This is a genomic window from Flavobacterium glycines (genome assembly GCF_900100165.1).
In the GTDB taxonomy this organism is placed as follows: Bacteria; Bacteroidota; Bacteroidia; order Flavobacteriales; family Flavobacteriaceae; genus Flavobacterium; species Flavobacterium glycines.
In genome coordinates, this window is sequence record NZ_FNEO01000003.1 from 124,897 (window position 1) to 146,938 (window position 22,042).

Here is a 22,042-nt window from a genome sequence, read left to right on the forward strand (position 1 = left end):
CAGTTTTATCAAATAAATACCATTGTTCCTAATTTCTTTTTTCTTGCTTCTTTGTTCTATTTTCTAATTACTTCAATTTACTTCAATCTCTTTTTACGATTCATTTCATAATCTTCAAAAATCATCTCACCCAAACCTTTCAAACCGGTATAAAAGGCTTTTCCCTGATTGGCTTCAGTAAATTTATTTACGAATTTTTGCAGATAAGGATCACTGGCAATCATAAAAGTGGTAATCGGAATGTGCAATTTTCTAGCCTGCTGTGCCTGAGTATAACATTTGTCAACTATATATTCATCTAACCCATTACTGTTCATATAATAAGAACCATCCCGTTCCCTTACGCAGCTGGGTTTTCCATCTGTTATCATGAAAATTTGTTTGTTGGTATTTCGTTTTCTTCGAAGCATATCCATTGCCAATTGCAAACCGGCAACGGTATTAGTATGAAAGGGACCAACTTTTAAATACGGTAAATCTTTGATAGCAATTGGCCAGGCATCGTTTCCAAAAACCAAAATATCCAGAGTATCTTTTGGATAACGAGTCGTAATTAATTCAGCCAGTGCCATAGCCACTTTCTTAGCAGGTGTAATACGGTCTTCGCCATACAAAATCATACTGTGGCTGATATCAATCATCAAAACAGTACTCATTTGGGCTTTGTACTGTGTATCTTCAACAACCAAATCATTTTCCGTCAGCATGAAATCATTCACGCCGTTATTGATTTGGGCATTACGTAAACTTTCAGTCAATGAAATTCGTTCCAAGCTGTCGCCAAAATGAAATTCTCTGAATTCTCCCGTATGTTCATCGCCGTTTCCGGCATGTTTTGTTTTGTGATTTCCGTTTCCGGAGCGTTTTAGCTTACCAAATATTTGGTCTAAGGCTTGTTGACGAATGGCTCTTTCGGTCTTTGCAGTGATTCCAAAACCTGAAGTTCCATCGTCTTTCAGTTCGTCTTTGATGTAGCCTTTTTTCTTTAAATCTTCAATAAAATCATCTATAGTATAGTGTTCATCAGTCAATTTATATTCCTTGTCTAATTCACGCAACCAATCGATAGCTTCATCAAAATCTCCCGAAGCATGTGTGATCAACTCTTTGAATATCTCAAAAAGTTTATCAAACGGAGACTGATTGGGAGCCTGATACTGTTTAAAATAGAAACCTTTTTTACTGCTCTTTTCCATAACCATTAAAATTACATTATTTTAAAATGTACTTCAACTCAACGGTTATTAATTTTAAGTTAAAAGAAATCCCTAAAAAGTAAAATTTTCTCTTCCCCGTCCCTAAAGCGTGGAAAATTTCTTGAAAAATCAATAATATTCACCATCAACATAATACCAAATTCCGTCTTCCTGAACAAAAGTGGAAAACTCGTGATGAATATGCGACTTTTTATTTGAATCCAAATAATAGGCTTTAAATTCAACTGTAGTAGCAGTTGCTTTAAGAACTTCTAATTTTTGCCATTGATTAGAAGTAGCCCAAAGCAAAATATCTTCTTTAGGATATAAAGCCCTTTGCGACACATCCGTTGTTGCCACTAAATAATCAGCCTGATGTGTGGCGTAAGCACTATAACGGGAACGCATCAAAGCTTCGGCTGTGGGTGCCTTTTCTAATCCTTTCAAATAAGGTTCGCAACAATCTTCAAATGATTTTTGCGAATTACAATAACAGAGACTCATAACTGAAAAAACTTAGACCTGACCATTGAGCGCCACGATCCTTTGAAACAATTGATTCAACAAAACCTGATACTTACTCAATTCTACTAAATCCTCGTCGTCATCACTTATATCTAATAAATCATCTAATTGTTCGCTAACATCTACCAATTTATTATTGGCTTCTTTGGCGTTTTTTGCAGCTATTAAATCGATTATTTCCTGAACCTCAGCTTTCAATAAGGCGTATTTATCGTTTTCCATTTCTATTTGTTTTCTTCGTTTTTGTTTTCATTAAACTTTTTGACAATTTCCTTCAATTTTTCTTTTCTAAGCATTTCGGCCTGTTTTGCTTTAGCCTGAGCTTTATGCAACTTGTCATTGTGTTTCTTTATATTTTTTTCATTATTTCTTCCCATAATCCTCTTTTTTTAATCTACAATAACAATTTTCAAAAACTTTAAGCAACTAAACTATTTTTTAAGCATCTTAATACTGCACAAAGTTTATCATTTTTAAATAAAATATTCAAATTAAAAAGAATCATTTCACTGGAATTTCTAAAAATAAAATAGAAAACCCACAATTTTAACATGATTTAACAAATAGTAATCAGCAATAGTTTTTTTCTAAAATTATCAAAAAAACAATAATCAATTTCGTTCAATTTTTAAATATTTTTCATAGTTTTGAGCTAAAAGCATTACTTTATTGCGATAGCTAAGCGTTTTTAGTAAAAAGCTAAAAGCATTACAAAAACAAAATTTCTTAAAAAATGAAATTAACAAAATTTTCTTTAAATCATAACAAATGGTTTCTGCTAAAACCCAAGTTGATAGGGATATTCGTTTTTTTATTTTTTTGTGTCATTTTTTCACTGATTATTTCACAACAATACCATATTTTAAAAAAAGCAAAGAATGATGCTATGCATACAAAGCTTCAGGCTATCCATAAAAGCATCGAGCAATCTTTGAAAAAAAATTATGTTGATGCATTAACATTAGCATTAACAATTAATGACAAAGGTGAACCCGAAAATTTTGAAGCTGTTGGAAAACAAATTCTTGCTTCGGATTCTAATATTGATGCCGTACAACTCGTTCCTAATGGGATTATCCGTTACACTTATCCTTTAAAAGGAAATGAAGCGGCAATAGGAATTAATCTTTTCAACGATAAGAAACAACGTCCTGAGGCCTTAAAAGCTATTAAAACCCGAAAAATGCATTTTGCAGGTCCGTTTGAATTAAAACAAGGAGGAATGGGGATTTTAGGCCGATTAGCTATTTATAAGAACAATAAATTTTGGGGATTTTCAGCAGTTTTAATTCGATTAAATACACTATTAGAAAAACCGGAAATAAAAAAACTCGACCAGTCTAAATATTATTTTCAATTTTCTAAAATAAATCCAATTACAAAAAAAGAAAACTTTTTTTTAGACACAAAAACAAAGCTTAACCCTAAAAATGCTATCACTTCTATTATACCTGACGGCGACTGGAAACTATATTTGGTAGATAAAAAACCTTATGAGCTAATATTTCCCTTTGCAGTACGTGCATTTTTAGCTTTGATTTTAGCTTCTTTAATTGGTTTTTTAACAGCTTCCTTTTTTAAAAAACCAGCCGAATTAGAAAAATTACTTCGCAAACAAACAGATAAACTTTTAAGAAACGAAATTAAATTCAAAAGTATTTTTGATCAGGCTGCTGTAGGAATTACTTATTTAGACTCTATTACCGGACGATTCTCGGAAGTAAATAAGAAATTTTGCGATTTAACAGGATACAGCAGTGACGAATTAAAACTATTAGACGTAAAAGCCATTACTCATCCGGATGATATAGAAAAATCTTTGGATTTCCTAAAAAAACTCTACCGAAAGGAAATTCAGGAGTATGCAATGGAAAAAAGATACATTACTAAATCAGGAGAAATAATCTGGGTTAACATCACTGTTTCAGCTCTTTGGAAAGAAGAAGAAGCAACTTCAAAGCATGTAATAATTATAGAAGATATTACAAAAAGAAAAAAAGCAGATCAGATTATTATTGACTCACAACAAAGAATTGAGTCACTAATCAATACAGTTGACGGAATTGTATGGGAATGTGATGCAAAAACCTTGGAATTCACTTTCGTTAGTAAAAAAGTAGAAGCTATTTTAGGATATACCGCCAAAGAATGGATGAGCACCCCTTCTTTTTGGACAGATCATATTCACCATCAAGACAAAGACTTTGCGATACAATTCTGTGCAGAACAAACAGCTCTAAAATTAGACCATGATTTTGAATATCGAATGATTGCAAAAGACGGTTCAACTGTTTGGCTTAGAGATATTGTAAACGTAATCATTGAAAACGAAGAAGTAAAAACCTTAAGAGGTATCATGATTGATGTTACTAAAAACAAAGAAATTCAAAAAGACTTAAACAATTCATTTAATCTGGTTAGCGAACAAAATAAAAGATTATTGAATTTTTCTTATATAGTTTCACATAATTTAAGATCACACACCAGCAATATTTCATCAATAGTTGATTTAATTGAAAACTCAGATTCAGAGGATGAAAAAGAAGAAATGATTCAGTTATTGAAATCCGTTTCCGATTCCTTAAATGAAACCATGCTTAATCTTAATGAAGTTGTAAATATCCAAACCAACGTAGATATTGTAACCGAAAAACTAAACTTAAAACAATATATTGACAATACACTAACCATTTTGTCTGACCAAATTCAGTTAAAAGGCGTAAAAGTAATTTCTTCTGTCAAAAAAGATATTGAAATCATCTATAATCCGGCCTATTTGGAAAGTGTTCTATACAATCTTATTTCAAATGCTATCCGTTACAGTCATCAGGAAAGACATCCTACTATTCAGATTGACTGTTATACAGAAGGTAAAAAAACAGTACTTAAAGTTTCGGATAATGGAATTGGAATTGACCTAAATAAAAATGGTCATAAAATCTTTGGAATGTATAAAAAATTCAGTACCCATAAAGACTCAAAAGGTATTGGATTATTCATTACAAAAAATCAAATTGATGCTATGGGTGGCAGTATTACTGTTGAAAGTGAACCCAATTTAGGAACAACGTTTAAAGTGTATATATCATAATGGAAAAAACAATTTGGATAATAGACGATGATCCTATCTATCAAATCATCATGAAAAAAATAATCCTGAAATCAGGAATATTTTCGGCTACACAATCATTTACAAATGGAAAAGAAGCTATTGATTCATTAAAGAAAAATATAACCGAGAATGAAAAATTTCCGGATATCATACTATTAGATATCGAAATGCCTGTTCTTGACGGATGGGGATTTATGGAAGAAATAGCCGTTTTAAAATCACAAATAAACGCCAAACTCAATATCTATATTTCCAGTTCTTCAATTGCCATTGATGATAAAGAAAGAGCTAAAAACAATCCTAATATTTTTGGTTATATGTGTAAACCTATAAGTCTTGAGGATTTAATAAAAATTGCTTCTTAATTAGAAAGTTTTTCAGCAACTTCCCTTTTAACCCTATCCAGACTTTTATCTGTATTAATCAATTCTTCAATAATTAATGAGCGTAAAAGTCCAATATCATCACATTCAAAATGCTTTGCCCAGGAAGTAAGCTCAATGATGTTCCTAATTTGCTTGATTCTTTTGGTTGTTTCCAAACTATTGCGCAGCAAGGTTTTTTGATTGTAATCCGGATTTAATTTATGCTGATAATTAACAGCATTCTTAGTGTAATCCATTTCTAAATAATACAGTTTTTCTGTAGCATTATCAGGATAAAAACAATCCCATTTTGCAAAACCTATTTTATACTTAGACGCAGTTTCGGGTTCCATAGGTACCAACCGCCATTTGCTGTTTGCTAATCTTCCCCAGTGATTAGAAAGACGATACATTCCTTCAGTTGAATAATAATAACTACTCCCCGCCTTGCTTTCAAATTGCTTTTTTAATCCTTCAATAGCATCAGGAAGTACTTCATGAAAAACACAAAAAGTGTTTTTAAATGAATTAGGATGTGGTTTGTAATTTTTTTGCATAGGCGCAAATATACTTAGAATGCCCAAAACAGCCTAAAGCCAATTTTAATTGATTAACTTTGTCCTGAAATTTTTAAAGAAACAATCATGACCAAAGCTTCAGAAGAAAAGAGGTTACAAAAAGGAATATTTACAGGAATTATTGAAAAAGACGAAAACAACAACTTTTTTTGTGGAGAATATCTGTTAGATTACAAAATGGTTCTGGCCAAATTTGCTGTTGGTGATTGGATCACTATAAAATCAGTTATTGAAAACCCAAGTGACATTAGTTATAAACAGTATCCTAAAAAGTCTAAAAACTTTGACAAGGCCAACAATAAAACCGAACAGTAAACACTGATAATCTGCATTTTACATTTTAAAAAACTTTTTTCCTTTTTTTTTAATCATAAAGTGAAAACTTAAAAAAAAGTGTACCTTTGCAAAAAAATTGTCGATTTTGAAAGTAAACATAATTACTTTCACACTAACAGACAAGTAGTTACATTAAATTTATGAAAAAAATAGTTGAATACCGCAAGCTTTTAAATGTTGATAAAACTGTACAGCTAAAAGAATTGAAAACCATTTATCGTAATGCGATGAAAGAATCTCATCCTGATAAATTTCAAGGAGATGATGCCGGATTAAAAGCAGCTGAAGAAAATAGTAAAAAAATCATTGAAGCTTACCACTTTTTAGTAAGTATCAATCCTGAAACTATCAAACAAAATCTACCTGAATACCAGGAAACTATTGCTACTGCTACAGTTACTGATTATAAATTTGAAGAAGCCCGATTAATTATTAATTTCTCTAACGGTAGTGTTTATGAATACATTAGTGTTCCTAAAGCAACTTACATTAAAATGGTAAATGCTGATTCTCCTGCGAGATTCGCTAAAAGACATATTTTTGGTTCATTTCCTTACAGAAAAGTTACAAACCAAGATTAATTCATTAATCTGATAAAATATTAAAAAAGCCAGTAAAATACATTTACTGGCTTTTTTATTTGTATCCTTTTAAATAGGGAATTTATTCTAAAATAAAATTCACACTTACATTTGCTATAATGGTAATTTCTCCAACAGCTAAGGTTTCTCTTGGAGCCGAATCGCTTTCCATAGCTGTCATTGTTTTAAATCTGGCATAAACAGGTTCCGGCGTATAACTTTGTGTATTATCGGATATTGTCATTGCTTTACCAACTTTTTGTCCTAAAACCGAAACATAATCTTCCGCTTTATGTTTGGCTTCTTTCATTGCTAATTTTCGGGCATCCGATTCGTATTGAGCCATTTTAGACGATTGAAAAACCACATTGTCAATTCGGTTTACACCTTGACTAACTAAGCCTTCCATCAACTCATCGTATTTATTCAAATCTCTAACTGTAATTTCAATTGTTTGAGTAGCATTATACAAAGTTTTCTTTTTTTCGTAATCGTATTGTGGATTCAGGCTCACGCGTTGCGTTCTATAATCCGCAGGTGCTAAATTCATTTTTTTAATGAGTTTTAAAACGGCTTCTGTTTTTTCGTCGTTTTCTTTTTTCACCTCCTTAGCCACATTCCCTTTTGTTTCAATAGAAACCGAAACCGTAGCCTGATCCGGAATTACTTTTACTTTACCTTCACCGGAAACCGATATTTGTGGGACTTGTTTAATTTCCTGACCATAAGATAAAGTCATGAACATTACTGCTAAAAATACTATTACTCTTTTCATTGCTATATTTTTTTAATTTCTAGACAACATTCAAAATTTGTGCCATTAAAGCTTCTTCATCTTTATTAAAATAAAAAGAAATACGATAGGTATTGTTAACAAACTGACCATCAATGGATGTAAGATAAGTAAATCCGGATAAACCAATAACGTAATTAAATAGCCTCCTATAGCGCCACCAAAATGTGCTGTATGCCCTATTCCATCATTCTTAGCTTTCATTCCGTAAATAGAATACAACAAGTATAAAATTCCAAACACATAAGCAGGCATTGGGATAATAAAAAAGATACCCAACATCATATCCGGCTGCAATAATATAGCCGAATACAAAATTCCCGTAACCGCTCCCGACGCACCGATAGCCCGGTAATTATATTCGTTTTTATGTATTGCCAAAGTGAGTAAACTACCAAAGACTAAACTTGCAAAATAAATGATTACAAACATTAAATCACCTAAATATGCACTCACTACAGGAGCAAAAAAATAAAGTGTAATCATATTGAAAGCCAAATGTCCTAAATCGGCATGAAGAAATCCCGAAGTTAACATTCGGATTTGCTGACCTGAACGAATACTACCAACATGAAATTCATATTTTCTAAAAAAAGAATAATCATTAAATCCTTTGTAACTAAAAAGTACATTCGCCAATATTATGGCAATCAAAAAAGTATTCATATCGTATTTTTATTATCACTGGTAAATATAAGAATTCCAACAGATGCAATGAGTAACTACTCAGACTTTATTATGATTAGTCAATTTTGACTTATATTTGCCCCATAAAAAAAACTGCATGCAATTTTTAGCTTTTATAATCGCTTATCCATTACTTTGGTTCATATCGATTTTACCTTTCCGAATATTTTATTGGATTTCTGATATACTCTATTTTATTGTTTACTACATAATAGGTTATCGAAAGAAAACCGTAAAACACAATTTAGAAATCGCTTTACCGCATTTAAACGACAAAGAGCGTTTGCAAGTCGAGAAAAAATTCTATCACCATTTTTGTGATTTGTTTATGGAAATGGTCAAAACCATGACTATTTCTCCGGAAGAAATGCAAAAAAGATTTAAAATCACCAATCTGGATTTACTCAAAGAATACGAAGAAAAAAACCGAAGTATCATGGTTTTAGCCTCTCATTATGCCAGTTGGGAATGGTTAATAGCCATCAATCTTAAATCCTCCTATCAGGGTGTAGGTGTTTACAAAAGAATAGCCAACCGCTATTTTGACAAATTGGTCAAAGACATTCGTTCAGAATACAAAACCGAATTAGTATCAACTGACAAAACCATTCCGTTGATGGCAAACAACCAACGAAAAGGAATCTTATCCCTGTACGGACTTGTCAGTGACCAATCACCTAAAACCAAACAAATTGCACATTGGGAAAATTTTATGGGAATGGAAACTCCGGTTCACATTGGTCCGGAATTATTATCTAAAAAATACAATCTCAATGTTGTGTTTGCCAAAGTTACTAAGGTAAAAAGAGGTTATTATGAAGCCACTTTGGTTCCTATTACTGACGAACCGAAATCACTTCCTAATTATGAAATTATCCATCGCTATATTAAAGAAGTAGAAAAACAAATTTATGAAGCTCCTGAATATTATTTCTGGACTCATAAAAGATGGAAACACCAACATAAATAAAACAAAAAAGCTTAGTCGTATAATTACAAACTAAGCTTTTTTTATATAGCAAAATGATAGATTTGGGGCTTACAAATCAAATCCTAAAGAAAACATCCAAACTCGATTTTGAGCTTTTTGTTCATCGTACAAATCTCCTAATCCCAGATGGTATCTTACACCTAAACTAATACCTGAATCTGTTTTAATACCTGCTCCGAAATTCATTCCCCAATCAAAACTATCCGGATTATATTCCTGGGTACTGCTAAATACTCCGTCATAAACTTCTTTATGAGTCACCGCAACTCCTATTTGCGGCCCTGCTTCCAGAAAAAAGTTTTGAGAAGGATAAGCTTTAAACATTACAGGCAAATTGATATAATTCAATTTTTGAGTAAATTTCCCGGAACTATTGGTGATTTCATAACCTTGTTGTGAAAATAGTAATTCCGGTTGAATGGAAAAAGCATCACTTAAAAATGACTCTCCATAAATTCCAACATGAAAACCACTTCTGCTATCAGTTTCTCCGTCACCGTCAAAACTTACAGCAGCTAAATTATAACCTCCTTTGATTCCTCCATGTGACTTATGCAATGAAGTTTCCTGTGCTTCTATAGACATTACTAAACCTAGCAACAATCCAACTAAATATATTTTTTTCATTATTTTATTTTTAAAATTATTTACCCCCATTAGCCTGAAGATCGGCTATACACTGAGTATCTAATTGCGGAATAGTTCCTCCCAGTAAATTACTTCCTGATTCGGCTTCCCAAAACATCAAACAACTTGACACATTACAATGTCTTTTATGTTCTGAATCTTCATGACTGGATTGCATAGCTGTTCCGGCATTAGTTAAACCTAAAATATGTCCGAATTCATGCTCGATTACTGTAGATTCTAAAACTACTGTACTTGGTTTATACAAACCACCACTTAATTTGCGAACTGTATTTTCATAAATTACAAAAGAAGTATTTCTATACGCTGTTCCTAAAACCACCGAAGTGCTCGTATCTGTAGAAGATTTTGCATCAGCAAAAAAAGCCCAGACTGCAATCTGACTTCCTTCATTATAATAAATTCGATTAGCATCTTCAATGGCAATAATTTGTGTATTGGTATAGCTGTCATTACCAGGAGACGGAATGGCTCTTTTTTGAATTGTAATCCCTCCCGTTTTATTAATTCTGGTATTTAGAAAAGAAACAAAGTTATTAATTGCTGTAGCGGTAGGTTCATAGCCTTCTACATAAACTATCTCTACAATCATACTATCAAATTTATCTTCTGATAATAAATCGTGTGCAGAAGTTCCTAAGGTTTTTTTATTATTTGCTTTAACAATTACATCTGAATTATCATCACTCGGAGAACAGGAATTCAGTAAAAAAAAGGCTAAAACAAATACAGCTATTATTTTCTTCATTATCTAAATTTTATAAACTACTTCTTTTAAAAAGATAAATTAAACACAAATTAATGGTATATACCAATTCCTTAGCATTTAAATTTGTTTCAATACTAATTTTACAGCACTATTGGTTTTACTTTCTAATGTAATGGTTGAAGCAGTAAAACTGATTACTTTCCATGTATTATTGAATACGGTAAAATTAGTATTACTGGTAAAACCTAATTGTAAATACACATCCGTGTCTGATGTCATACTATAAGTACCTGTAGCAACAGTAGTCAAAGCTTCCAAAGACTTCACCTTCCAATCGTTTGTAAAATCAATAGTCTTATTCAAATAATAACTAGTAGCCGATTCTACTCCAGCAACAATATAAGAACTCACTTTAAAAGTTCCGTCAACTAAGATTTTTTCTAATTTGGCTTTATTTTCAACAGCCGCATCAATTTTTGATTCAATACTCAACGCAGCGGTAATTTCCGATTTCAATTCAGTATCACTGTTTACAGTTGCGGTAGTTCCATCAGCAAGTGTAACTGTCACTGGATATTTTACTGAAAAATAGTCGGTGCTTGATAAATTAACCATATAAGTGTACAATTGTCTTTCGGTTGTAATAACAGTACTTCCTGTTTGTACTAAACTCGCATCATAGGTTAATATTGTGATTGGGAAGCTAATATTTAATGAAGAAATAGCAGCCTGACCATTATTTTCTGCCTGAGTACAATTATTTACTATAGCATTATATTCTGATTGACTGTTTACAGTAACCTCTGTATAATCGCTCATTCTGATTCTTAAAGGAAATTGAAGTACCACTGTATCGGTATCATTATTAAGTTGTCCAAGAATAGTAATTGCTTGTTCATAACTCAATTGGTTTACAAGGCTTACACCATTAACTGTAGCACTAAAAGGAAACAAAATAGAAGAGCAGGAAGAACCATCTAAAGCATCATCTGATGATCCATCATACATGGAAATTCTCTTAATACTATTGGCTGTAGTTGAATTAGCAGTGTTCGTATTCGGATTATCTCCCTGAACTTCTTCAACCTCACTTTGGCATGATGTTAAACTAAAAATTCCCATCAATGCAATTCCGGCAATCAATTTAAATGTTTTCATAATTTACAAATTTAATATTTCTAATAGTTAATAATGACGATTTATTCGCATTTCTATTAGTAAGACAACAGCAATTGATTTTTCCCTACCCTGAAAAATTAAAAAAAATAAAACTTTTCATAACAAACTGATTTACAATAATCTTAAAGCCGTAAAAAAAATACATTTTTTTCAAACACTGATGATTTCAAAAAAATAATCTAATTTTACAAAACCCCTAAACCAATCCTACAAGAAGAATGAGTAAGGAAAACAACAATCTTTGCGAAGAATCTTATTTTAGCGAATTTTATATAAAAAACGTACAATCAGCAACCAATTTTGCCTATTACAAATCGGGCGATAGTGATGCCGCTTTAGATATTGTCCAGGATGCCTTTGCTAAAATCTGGGAAAACTGTTCCCAAATTGACTACACCAAAGTAAAAACCTATTTATTCACCACGGTAAATAATTTGTTCCTGAATACGGTTAAACATCAAAAAGTAGTTATGGCTTTCGCCAAAGACACTCCTGCTCTGGATAAAACCAATCAAAGTCCCGAATACCTTTTAGAAGAAGAAGAATTTAAAATCAAACTGCAAAATGCCATCGCTTCATTAAGCGAAGCACAAAGAGAAGTTTTTTTAATGAACCGGATTGACGGAAAAAAATACAGGGAAATTGCCGATGAACTGGGCATCAGCCAAAAAGCAGTTGAAAAAAGGATGTCCGGAGCTTTAAAAACCCTAAAAGAACGAATCGAAAATATCTAATTAACTGAAAAGTAGGGTAAAAAACGATACAGTTGTCTTATCACTATAGCGAGAACAAATGAAAAAGGAAAAAGAAATATTAAAATGGCTTAATGGCGAACTTTCTGCTGAAGAAATTGAAGATTTAAAACAATCCGAAGATTTTGAAACTATAGAAAAGATTGCTCATTATTCAGCTCATTTGGCAACTCCAAAAGTAGATGCCAGAGAAGCTTTGGCTTCATTAAAAAGCAGAAATTTGACTAAAAAAGAACCTAAAGTGAGAACACTCAACTTTAGAACTTTCTTTAAAGTGGCTGCTGCTGTTGCGGTAGTATTAACTTCGGCTTATTTCTTATTTTTCAATTCGACACAATCTTTCGAAACCGGAATTGCACAAACCAAAAGCTTTCAGCTTCCCGACAACTCCGAAGTTTTACTGAATGCTTCTTCCAAAATTACTTTCAATGAAAAAAATTGGGACAAAAAAAGAGATTTAACTTTGGAAGGAGAAGCTTATTTTCAGGTACAGAAAGGTAAAACCTTTAGCGTAAAAACAGCTGATGGTGTGGTAAAAGTCCTCGGAACACATTTTGATGTAAAACAAAGAGACAACTATTACGAAGTAAGCTGTTTTGAAGGTTTGGTAAGTGTGACTTACAATAATACAACCGTAAAATTACCTCCCGGAAAAAGCTTTAGAGTCATTAACAAACAGATTGAAAAAACAGATGATTTTGATGCGCAAACACCTTCCTGGTTACAAAAAGAATCCAGTTTTACCCGTGTTCCACTTAATCAGGTTATTGCCGAATTAGAGCGTCAATATGATATACAAATTGAAACCCAAGGCATCGATACTTCTAAATTATTTACCGGAGGTTTTACACATACAAATCAAAAAACAGCTTTGGAATCCATTACTATTCCGCTGCAATTAAGCTATACTATAAAAGGCAAAACCGTTACATTATACCAATATGAAGTTCAATAAATGGATTTTTTATTTAGTGTTTTTTGTTGGGAGTATTGGTACTGCACAAACAAGCAGTAACAAAACTCCTTTAACCACTATTATAAAAACCCTTGAACAACAATTCAATATTAAATTTTCCTATGCTGTAGAAGACATTACCGCAATTAGTATCGAAAAACCATCTAATGCCTTAAATCTGCAGCAAACCATTGATTATTTGAATGCAAAAGTTCCGCTTAATTTCAAAGCGCTCGACAGTCGCTACATTACCATATCACGACTCGATAAAACCATTAGTATTTGCGGATTTATTCTGGCCGCAGATTCTAAAAACACACTTTCGGGAGCAACTATTCGAACCAATAACTCAAAAGTAACGATTGCTTCAAAAAACGGAAGTTTCAATCTGGAGAATATTCCTCTGGAAACGATTATTAGTATTTCTTATTTGGGTTTTGAAACTAAAGAAATAAGAGCAACTGCTTTTTTTGCTGCTGCAAAAGATTGTCCAACTATCTATTTAAAACCTTCCAAAGAAGAACTCAATCCGGTTTTAATTCCGGTATTTTTAACTTCCGGTTTACAAAAAACCACCGATGGGAGTACGGTTTTAAACACTAAAAAATTCGGGATTCTTCCCGGACTTACCGAACCTGATGTTTTACAATCCATACAAGTGCTGCCGGGAATTGAAAGCGCTAATGAAAGTGTTGCCAATATCAATGTTCGCGGAGGTACTAACGACCAAAACCTAATGCTTTGGGACAATATCAAAATGTATCATTCGGGGCATTTTTTTGGTTTAATTTCAGCTTACAATCCTAATTTGACTAATAAAATTGTAGTGACTAAAAACGGTACCAGTGCCGAATTTAGTGATGGTGTTTCGAGCATGATTAATATGAGTACCAATAACGAAATCAAAAGTTCCGTTTCCGGAGGTGCAGGTATCAATTTAATTAGCGGAGATGTATTTGTTCAAATTCCGTTGGCCAAAAATCTGGAAATCGATCTTTCTGCCCGTCATTCCATCACCGATTTTGTCAACACGCCTACTTATACCAACTATTACAAAAAGAGTTTTCAGGATACCGAAATCAATGCTGATAATACCACCAAAAACAGTAATTCCGATTTTTATTTCTACGATTATACCGCCAAAATCCTTTATGATTTAAACGAAAAACATCAGTTTAGAGCAAATCTTATCGGGATAACCAACGAATTGAATTATTCTGAAAATAATAACAGCGATGACACCAAATCCAAATCCAGTGCGCTTTCGCAAAAGAACATTGGGTTTGGTGGTAATTGGAAAGCCCAATGGACACCCAAATTAAGCACCCAATTAAACAGCTATTTTTCCAGATACAACATTGATTCCCGTGATCATCGTGTGGCTACCGATCAGCTGTTGACCGAAGCCAATGAAGTGATTGAAACGGCGACCAAACTGAATTTGCATTATGTTTTTAATGAACATATCCGCCTTTTATCCGGTTATCAGCTAAACGAAACCGGAATGCTCAACCAAACCCGTGTCAGCGCACCATTCTATTCCAGCACGAAAAAGAATGTGTTATTGAATCAGGCTTTATACGCCGAAACCGAATACAATAAGAACAAAACCTATTTTCGTTTAGGACTTCGTTTGAATTATTTCCAGAAATTTCAAAAATTCCTTTTCGAACCCCGAATCAATTTCAGACAGGAACTTTCAAACCAATTCGCATTCAAACTGGAAGGCGAATTTAAAAATCAGACTTCTACGCAAATTATCGATTTTGAAGATGATTTTCTGGGCGTAGAAAAAAGACGCTGGCAATTAGTCAACAACAAGGACATTCCAATTGCAAAAAGCAAACAGGCTTCTTTTGGCTTCGAATTCAATGATAATAACTGGAATATTGACCTCACCGGATTTTACAAATTGGTTGACGGCATTACCGCTTCCAATCAGGGATTTTACAATAATTTCCAATACAAAAATGCCAACGGAAGCTATACCGACAAAGGAATCGAATTCTTAATCAACAAAACGTCCAAAAAACACAGTGCCTGGCTGAGTTATACTTTTAGTCAAAACAATTATCATTTTGAGAGTTTTATACCTTCTTCCTTTCCTAATAATGTTGACATTCGTCATTCAGTAAACATGGGATGGAATTATGCCATTTTAGAAAATTTAAAAATGGCCATTGGAGGCAGCTGGCACAACGGACTACCCTACACCAAACCCGTTGCAGGAAATGAAACGGTACAAAATGGAAACCGCTATTTTGTAAATTACGATACCCCTAATAGTCAAAACCTGGATCATTTTCTTCGAATAGACGCTTCCTTTAGTTACAATTTCAATTTCAGTTCGGCTGTAAAAGCAATCCTAAGGGCTGGTGTTATAAACATCACCAATCAAAACAACATCATTAATCGTTATTATAAAGTAGATCCTAACGATACTTCGAAAACCATACAGGTCAACAACAAATCCCTGGGCTTGACTCCTAATGTGAGTTTTAGGGTGAATTTTTAATTAGTCTACTACCTCCCTTAATAAAAAAAATCTCCATAAATAAAATATGCCGTAGTAATTTATCTCTATATTTGGATAAAACAAAATTGGATTAACATCATACCTTTAGTACTAAAAAAAAGATGGCTTTGTATAATTTTGTTATAAACATAAACTAGTTGAGGGCAATTGTAGAAAAAACATCCTCAACAAGAAACAAAACAACCATATAATCTATATATAATGGCATTAAAAAAAATTGAAGCAAATACTAAATTAGCTCAAAAAGAAGAAACTGTAGCAAAAAAAACATCAACAATTAAAAAAGTTAAAGTAAAATCACTACAAACAAAATTTGGTGATTTAACAGTTTTTACACAATCAATGAAAATTTCGGATGTCCTTTACATATATTATGTAGCTGTTCGAGGACGTGACGAAGAAGAAGGAGCTGTACAAAGAGTATTGAATAAACAAAGAATCGCTGCAATAAAAAAATATATATTAGAAGGAAATATATTTTACAGTACATTCATTTTAAATTGGACTGACACAAAAGTTAAACCCATATTTTCAAATGATGAAATCATAATACCTATTATTCCTTTTTCAGCCCAAGCAATCGACGGTCAACATAGACTTGTTGGACTTCAAGAAGCAATAAAAGAAAATCCAGAAATTGGTGAGAAAGAAATCATAGTGACTTTAAGCTTGAACCTATCAACAAAAGATGCTGCAAGAATTTTTGTTAATATTAATTCAGAGCAAAAACCTGTTCCTAAAAGCTTGATTTATGATCTATTTGGTGAAATTGAAAATGACACAAACCATTCTATAAACAGAGCAACGGATATCGCAGAAGAATTAAATGATAATATTGAGTCTCCTTTTTATAAAGCTATTAAATATCCTGGACAAGGTAAAGGTGTTGGATTTGTTGACTTAGCTACTGTAGTTAGCTCATTAAAAAAACACTTAGAATCCGATGGAGTATTTGCAAGCCATAAATTAACCAATCTACAAAACCAGAAAATAGTCATAATGAATTATTTTACCGCTCTCAAATTTTACTACGACAGAGAAAATTTATGGACAAATCGAGCCAAAAATCCTTTCTTGACAAATGCAGGTTTTTTTGGAGCAATTGAGCATCTGATTAAAAATTTACTTATAAAATGTGCAGAAAAAAAATCGTTTAAAGTTGACGATTTTAAATCTCTTTTAGACTTACCAAAAGGAGAATTACTTCAAAGGTCAGATTTAAAAAATCTTGAAGGAAAATCTCAGAGAAAAGCAATTGTGGATTTTTTACAAGACAACTATTTAAAATCATTACCAAACCAAGACGAATATGAGTTTTGATAGACACAGAGCACAAACATTTTGTGAAAGTATTTTAGGTTGTACTTCATTTGATGATTTCTTTTTGGCTGATATTTCAACATTGACACTTGATAATGCAAATGCCTATGCTTTTAAAAACTCATTAATTGAAGACGCTAAAGATTTGTTTTACAAAGGGCATTTAAGTCTATTAGAGGGAATTAATGGTATTGAAAATAAAAACTATTCTTGGTCAATTATAAAATGTTATTATTCTGTTTTTTATATGATTAAAGCAGATTTAGCATTGAGAGATTATGGGCTAATTAGACATAAGACAATTTATTATTTACAAGCTTCTGCTGGTGCAACTCCAATATCAAAAGGAACTCGCGGACCAAATAGAAATAAATATTCTGGAGATCATAAATCAGCAATAAATTACTATAAAGATTTATTTAGTGGTTCTGACATGTTACTCTCTCAGGAAATTGATGGTTTAAGTTCGTATGAATGGTTAATGAAAAAACGGGAACAAATTAACTATCAGGAAAGGTATTTCAATGATCCTGGTAGTTCAGATTTTTTGACCTATATAGCTAATGAAGTGTTAAGTGGAAATTTCACTAAACTTATTGAAGATATTATTTCTGACACATTTATAATAACTTTTCAAAATGAATTCGCACCATTAGCCATACCAATTAAAAGAGCAATTTTGACAAAATCTAATTTTGATAGTAATGGTTTAACTTTAAATTATACTGTTGACCAGCTTAATCATCTTAAAACTTTTCCAAGATACGAGTTGTTGGGAATTTAATAAACCCCCAGCTGGCGCGAGCGTTTTTCTTAAGGTTCGCTAGCGCGAGCGTCCCGCTCGTGCCCGTAACAATATATAAACTTTTTTTAGGACGAGACACAATATGGGTACGAGCGGGACGCTCGCACTAGCAAAGTAGAAAATCCCAGGCCAACGCGAGCGTCCCGCTCGTGCCCACAAAGTGGAGCGAGTGATTTTTATCTATTAAAAAAAACAATGAGCCGAAAATATAAATTTGGAGAAAAATCAGGAGCTTATTTCATAAGTTTTGCTACCGTAAACTGGATAGATGTGTTTACCAGAGATGATTATTTTTGGTGTATAATAGAGTCGTTAGATTTTTGCAGAAAGAATAAAGGAATGGAACTCTATGGTTATTGCATTATGCCGAGCCATGTACATTTAATCTTTCGTTCCGCATTAAATGATCCTTCGGGATTGATAAGAGATTTTAAAGGATTTACCTCAAAAAAAATGCTCAAACTCATAGAAGATAATCCGCAAGAAAGTAGAAAAGAATGGATGCTTTGGATGTTTGAGAGAGCTGGAAAAAAGAATAGTAATGTTACCAATAGACAGTTTTGGCAACAAAATAATCAACCAATCGAGATTTGGTCATTGAAAGTATTTGAGCAAAAGTTAGAATATATTCACAATAATCCTGTTGAAACAGGATTTGTAACTGACCCTATAGATTGGAAATATAGTAGTGCTAGAAATTATGGTAATAATAACCAAACCATTTTGGAAATTGATATGAATTAGATGGTGGGCACGAGCGGGACGCTAGCGCTAGCGAAAGAGTTTGATAAAATGTTTCCTGTTCCTCCTCCTATCATCAACTAATGACGTTACCTGCTATTTTGGGACGACGTACATATTAACAAACTATTATAATGAAGATATTTCAAACCATAAAATCCATTTTTCTCCAGCTACCGCGAGCGTCACGCTCGTGGACATAAAGAAATTAAAAAATTCAGGATGGGTACGAGCGTGACGCTCGCACTAGCAAAATAGAAAATCAGTATTATTAATTATTTATAAAAAACAAATCCCTTTCAAAATCAAATTTGAAAGGGATTTTATCTTAAAAAAAAGCAATTAAATTCCTGCTATTGCTTTTATTTCATCAATAATTCTTAATGCCAAAGCATCCGCTTGTGATTGCAAAGGTGCTTCGGTATAAATACGAATAATCGGTTCGGTATTTGATTTTCTCAAATGTACCCATTCTTTAGCAAAGTCTATTTTAACTCCGTCAATAGTGGTAATATCTTCGTTTTTGTATTTCTCAGTCATAGCAACCAAAATAGCATCCACATCAATTTGAGGCGTCAATTCGATTTTATTTTTGCTCATATAATACTCCGGATAAGAAGCTCTCAAAGCCGAAACACTCATATTTTTGTTAGCCAAATGCGTCAAAAACAAAGCCACTCCTACCAAGCTGTCACGTCCATAGTGTGACTCCGGATAAATAATCCCTCCGTTTCCTTCACCACCAATGATAGCATTATTCTTTTTCATCAATTCCACTACATTCACCTCTCCTACTGCACTGGCTTCATAGCTTCCGTTATGAGCGTTAGTCACATCGCGCAAAGCACGGGAAGAAGACATATTAGAAACTGTATTTCCCGGAGTTTTGCTCAATACATAATCAGCAACGGCTACCAAAGTATATTCTTCACCAAACATTTCTCCGTCTTCGCTAATGAAGGCCAAACGGTCTACATCAGGATCAACCACAATACCAAGATGTGCTTTTTCTTCTACTACCAATTCGCAAATATCCTTAAGATGTTCTTTTAAAGGTTCCGGGTTATGAGGGAAATGTCCGTTAGGCTCACAATATAATTTTACCACTTCCACTCCCATTAATTCCAGTAACTTAGGGATAATAACGCCTCCTGATGAATTCACTCCATCAACAACCACTTTAAATTTGGCTGCTTTTACGGCCTCAATATCTACTAAAGGCAAATTCAATACTTCATCAATATGAATATCCATGTAGGCATCATTTTCAATAATTTCGCCTAAACTATCCACATCCGAGAAATCAAATGCTTCCGCTTCGGCAATTTGAAGAATCTTTTCTCCTTCAACTCCGTTTAAAAATTCCCCTTTATCGTTTAACAATTTCAAGGCATTCCATTGTTTTGGATTGTGTGAAGCCGTTAAAATAATTCCTCCATTGGCACTTTCTAACGGAACTGCCACTTCAACGGTAGGCGTTGTAGAAAGCCCCAAATCAATTACATCAATACCTAATCCTATTAAAGTATTCACTACCAAATTATGAATCATTGGTCCGGAAATTCGGGCATCACGACCTACAACAACCTTTAGATTTTTATTATCCTTGCCATAGGTATTTTTCAACCAAGTTCCATAAGCCGAAGCAAATTTCACTGCATCAACCGGAGTAAGATTGTCTCCTACCTTTCCGCCAATAGTTCCACGAATTCCTGATATTGATTTTATTAATGTCATTCTGTTATTTTTAAAATTTTAAGTAAATTGATATTAAGTTGGACACAAATATAAAAAAGTTGTTGGGTTACTGAGATGCTGAGAAGCTAAGATTTTAAAATAATATTCAGTGCTAAGTTTATTTAAAGCTAAATTATACATCCAGATGATTCAAAAAAGTTTTAATACATTTACTAAAACAAACGCAGCTCCTTTGTCTCTAAGAACCTTAGCAACTTAAAAAAGATGAATTTCCTAGCACACATCTACCTTTCCGGGAACAATGAATTTATAAAAATTGGCAATTTCATGGCCGATGGTATCCGTGGAAGAAAATTTGAAGACTACCATCCGGAAATTCAAAAAGGAATTTTGCTGCACAGAGCAATTGATACATTTACCGATGCACATCCAATTTTTAGAGAAAGTACCAAGCGTTTACACGAACGATACCACCACTATGCTGGCGTAATTGTAGATATTTTCTACGATCATTTCCTAGCAAAAAACTGGACTAATTATTCGGATGAAGATTTAGAAGAATATATTAGTCGTTTTTACCAATCCATGCACAAACACCATGATTTACTCAGCGAAAGAGCCAAAGGAATACTGCCGTATATGGAAAAACAAAATTGGCTTTCAAGCTATCAAAGTATTGATGGAATCCATGAGATTTTAAGCCGTATGGATCGTCGAACTGACAACAATTCGAATATGCGTTTTGCTTCAGAAGAATTAAAAGAATACTATTCAGAATTTGAACAGGAATTCAGCAGTTTTTTCGAAGACATAAAAGCCTATTGCTCATCCAAATTAAATACACTTTAAAATGGCATTTATAAACCAATTAGAAAATGCTTTTCAGGAAATCAACAATGCAGAAAACGCATTGGCAATGGCAAAATACATGAAAAATCATTTATCTTTTTTTGGCATCAAAACCACCGAAAGAAGACAACGATTTAAAGAAATTTGGAAAGCAAACAAACCGGAAGTTACAAAAAATACCAGAGCAATCGCTTTAGAATTATACGCTAAAGAACAAAGAGAATTACACTATTGTGCCATAGAAATTCTAATCAAAGAACTCAAAGGTAATTACAAAAAAGAAGATATTTTACTCATAGAAAAACTACTCACCACAAATTCCTGGTGGGATAGCGTAGATACCATTTCGAAATATATGCTGGGACAATATCTAGTTGAATTCCCTGATGCTATTGATACAACTATCGATAAATTTTCAAATTCAGACAATATGTGGCTCAACAGAAGTGCAATTTTATTTCAACTGGACTATAAAAAGAAAACCAATTTTGAGTTACTAAAAACCATTTGTATTCAACATCAATCGTCTAAGGAATTTTTTATTCAAAAAGCCATCGGATGGGCTTTACGCGAATATGCAAAAACAAATTCTGAAGCCGTAAAACAATTTGTTTTGGTTAATAACTTAAAGCCTTTAAGCCGAAAAGAAGCCCTTAAAAATGTATCCGATGCTTAAAATTGTAGTA

Annotated in this window: 24 protein-coding genes; 13 read left to right on the forward strand and 11 right to left on the reverse strand. The window is 32.9% G+C overall.

Annotated elements, in window-relative coordinates; all coding sequences use genetic code 11:
• Positions 1-77: 77 nt before the first annotated feature.
• From BLR17_RS10295 to BLR17_RS16490, 4 genes are all read right to left on the reverse strand, one after another.
• Positions 78-1,196, reverse strand: coding sequence for a vWA domain-containing protein (locus BLR17_RS10295; RefSeq protein ID WP_066323951.1), 1,119 nt, complete (start codon positions 1,194-1,196; stop codon positions 78-80).
• A gap of 129 nt (positions 1,197-1,325) precedes the next feature.
• Positions 1,326-1,700 (reverse strand): YchJ family protein, encoded by a 375-nt coding sequence (locus BLR17_RS10300; RefSeq protein ID WP_066323704.1) that lies wholly within the window; start codon positions 1,698-1,700, stop codon positions 1,326-1,328.
• Positions 1,701-1,712: 12 nt separating this feature from the next.
• On the reverse strand, positions 1,713-1,943 hold the full coding sequence (locus BLR17_RS10305) for a hypothetical protein (protein ID WP_066323701.1): 231 nt from the start codon (positions 1,941-1,943) through the stop codon (positions 1,713-1,715).
• Positions 1,944-1,945: 2 nt separating this feature from the next.
• Positions 1,946-2,098 (reverse strand): hypothetical protein, encoded by a 153-nt coding sequence (locus BLR17_RS16490; protein WP_169817136.1) that lies wholly within the window; start codon positions 2,096-2,098, stop codon positions 1,946-1,948.
• A 509-nt stretch (positions 2,099-2,607) separates the two neighbouring features.
• Between BLR17_RS16490 and BLR17_RS10310 the strand changes: the two genes are divergently transcribed.
• Positions 2,608-4,812: a sensor histidine kinase gene (locus tag BLR17_RS10310; RefSeq protein WP_169817135.1), complete on the forward strand. Its 2,205-nt coding sequence runs from the start codon at positions 2,608-2,610 to the stop codon at positions 4,810-4,812.
• Positions 4,812-5,198, forward strand: coding sequence for a response regulator (locus BLR17_RS10315; RefSeq protein WP_066323698.1), 387 nt, complete (start codon positions 4,812-4,814; stop codon positions 5,196-5,198). The genes BLR17_RS10310 and BLR17_RS10315 overlap by 1 nt, the downstream gene beginning before the upstream one ends.
• Here BLR17_RS10315 and BLR17_RS10320 read toward each other — a convergent pair.
• Positions 5,195-5,755 (reverse strand): hypothetical protein, encoded by a 561-nt coding sequence (locus BLR17_RS10320; protein WP_066323695.1) that lies wholly within the window; start codon positions 5,753-5,755, stop codon positions 5,195-5,197. The genes BLR17_RS10315 and BLR17_RS10320 overlap by 4 nt on opposite strands.
• An 87-nt stretch (positions 5,756-5,842) precedes the next feature.
• Here BLR17_RS10320 and BLR17_RS10325 point away from each other — a divergent pair, with 87 nt between their 5' ends.
• Both BLR17_RS10325 and BLR17_RS10330 read left to right on the forward strand, forming a co-directional pair.
• On the forward strand, positions 5,843-6,091 hold the full coding sequence (locus tag BLR17_RS10325) for a hypothetical protein (protein WP_066323689.1): 249 nt from the start codon (positions 5,843-5,845) through the stop codon (positions 6,089-6,091).
• A 161-nt stretch (positions 6,092-6,252) separates the two neighbouring features.
• On the forward strand, positions 6,253-6,693 hold the full coding sequence (locus BLR17_RS10330) for a KTSC domain-containing protein (protein ID WP_066323687.1): 441 nt from the start codon (positions 6,253-6,255) through the stop codon (positions 6,691-6,693).
• An 82-nt stretch (positions 6,694-6,775) separates the two neighbouring features.
• On the opposite strand, the gene BLR17_RS10335 is transcribed toward BLR17_RS10330, so the two are convergent.
• Both BLR17_RS10335 and BLR17_RS10340 read right to left on the reverse strand, forming a co-directional pair.
• The gene (locus tag BLR17_RS10335; protein ID WP_066323685.1) at positions 6,776-7,468 is read right to left on the reverse strand and encodes an SIMPL domain-containing protein; all 693 of its coding nucleotides are present in this window, start codon (positions 7,466-7,468) and stop codon (positions 6,776-6,778) included.
• A gap of 45 nt (positions 7,469-7,513) precedes the next feature.
• Positions 7,514-8,152: a rhomboid family intramembrane serine protease gene (locus BLR17_RS10340; protein ID WP_066323680.1), complete on the reverse strand. Its 639-nt coding sequence runs from the start codon at positions 8,150-8,152 to the stop codon at positions 7,514-7,516.
• 118 nt (positions 8,153-8,270) lie between these two features.
• Between BLR17_RS10340 and BLR17_RS10345 the strand changes: the two genes are divergently transcribed.
• Positions 8,271-9,143: a lysophospholipid acyltransferase family protein gene (locus BLR17_RS10345; RefSeq protein WP_066323678.1), complete on the forward strand. Its 873-nt coding sequence runs from the start codon at positions 8,271-8,273 to the stop codon at positions 9,141-9,143.
• 69 nt (positions 9,144-9,212) lie between these two features.
• Here BLR17_RS10345 and BLR17_RS10350 read toward each other — a convergent pair whose 3' ends face one another.
• The 3 genes from BLR17_RS10350 to BLR17_RS10360 form a co-directional block, all read right to left on the reverse strand.
• Positions 9,213-9,791 carry a porin family protein gene (locus BLR17_RS10350; protein WP_083189144.1) on the reverse strand — a complete coding sequence of 193 codons (579 nt, stop codon included), beginning with the start codon at positions 9,789-9,791 and terminating at the stop codon, positions 9,213-9,215.
• Between the two features lie 16 nt (positions 9,792-9,807).
• Positions 9,808-10,560, reverse strand: coding sequence for a membrane metalloprotease (locus tag BLR17_RS10355; protein ID WP_066323673.1), 753 nt, complete (start codon positions 10,558-10,560; stop codon positions 9,808-9,810).
• A 78-nt stretch (positions 10,561-10,638) separates the two neighbouring features.
• Positions 10,639-11,679 carry a hypothetical protein gene (locus tag BLR17_RS10360; RefSeq protein WP_066323670.1) on the reverse strand — a complete coding sequence of 347 codons (1,041 nt, stop codon included), beginning with the start codon at positions 11,677-11,679 and terminating at the stop codon, positions 10,639-10,641.
• Positions 11,680-11,918: 239 nt separating this feature from the next.
• Between BLR17_RS10360 and BLR17_RS10365 the strand changes: the two genes are divergently transcribed.
• The 6 genes from BLR17_RS10365 to BLR17_RS10390 all read left to right on the forward strand — a co-directional run bounded on the left by BLR17_RS10365 (position 11,919) and on the right by BLR17_RS10390 (position 18,812).
• A complete protein-coding gene (locus tag BLR17_RS10365) occupies positions 11,919-12,434 on the forward strand; it encodes an RNA polymerase sigma factor (protein ID WP_066323668.1) in 516 nt (171 codons plus the stop codon).
• A 58-nt stretch (positions 12,435-12,492) separates the two neighbouring features.
• Entirely contained in the window at positions 12,493-13,407 is a 915-nt protein-coding gene (locus BLR17_RS10370; protein WP_066323665.1) for a FecR family protein, read from the forward strand.
• Positions 13,394-15,922, forward strand: coding sequence for a TonB-dependent receptor (locus BLR17_RS10375; protein WP_066323664.1), 2,529 nt, complete (start codon positions 13,394-13,396; stop codon positions 15,920-15,922). Before BLR17_RS10370 ends, BLR17_RS10375 begins: the two co-directional genes overlap by 14 nt.
• A gap of 222 nt (positions 15,923-16,144) precedes the next feature.
• A complete protein-coding gene (locus BLR17_RS10380; RefSeq protein ID WP_083189132.1) occupies positions 16,145-17,263 on the forward strand; it encodes a DGQHR domain-containing protein in 1,119 nt (372 codons plus the stop codon).
• The gene (locus tag BLR17_RS10385; protein ID WP_066323662.1) at positions 17,253-18,047 is read left to right on the forward strand and encodes a hypothetical protein; all 795 of its coding nucleotides are present in this window, start codon (positions 17,253-17,255) and stop codon (positions 18,045-18,047) included. Before BLR17_RS10380 ends, BLR17_RS10385 begins: the two co-directional genes overlap by 11 nt.
• A 216-nt stretch (positions 18,048-18,263) precedes the next feature.
• Positions 18,264-18,812, forward strand: coding sequence for an REP-associated tyrosine transposase (locus BLR17_RS10390; RefSeq protein WP_066323661.1), 549 nt, complete (start codon positions 18,264-18,266; stop codon positions 18,810-18,812).
• A gap of 339 nt (positions 18,813-19,151) precedes the next feature.
• Here the strand turns inward: BLR17_RS10390 and glmM are convergent, their stop codons facing one another.
• The gene (gene glmM / locus BLR17_RS10395) at positions 19,152-20,546 is read right to left on the reverse strand and encodes a phosphoglucosamine mutase (RefSeq protein WP_066323654.1); all 1,395 of its coding nucleotides are present in this window, start codon (positions 20,544-20,546) and stop codon (positions 19,152-19,154) included.
• 225 nt (positions 20,547-20,771) lie between these two features.
• Here glmM and BLR17_RS10400 point away from each other — a divergent pair, with 225 nt between their 5' ends.
• Positions 20,772-21,356, forward strand: a complete 585-nt coding sequence (locus BLR17_RS10400) for an acyl carrier protein phosphodiesterase (RefSeq protein ID WP_066323652.1) — start codon at positions 20,772-20,774, stop codon at positions 21,354-21,356.
• A 1-nt stretch (position 21,357) separates the two neighbouring features.
• Positions 21,358-22,032, forward strand: coding sequence for a DNA alkylation repair protein (locus BLR17_RS10405; RefSeq protein WP_066323651.1), 675 nt, complete (start codon positions 21,358-21,360; stop codon positions 22,030-22,032).
• The last annotated feature ends 10 nt before the right edge of the window (positions 22,033-22,042 follow it).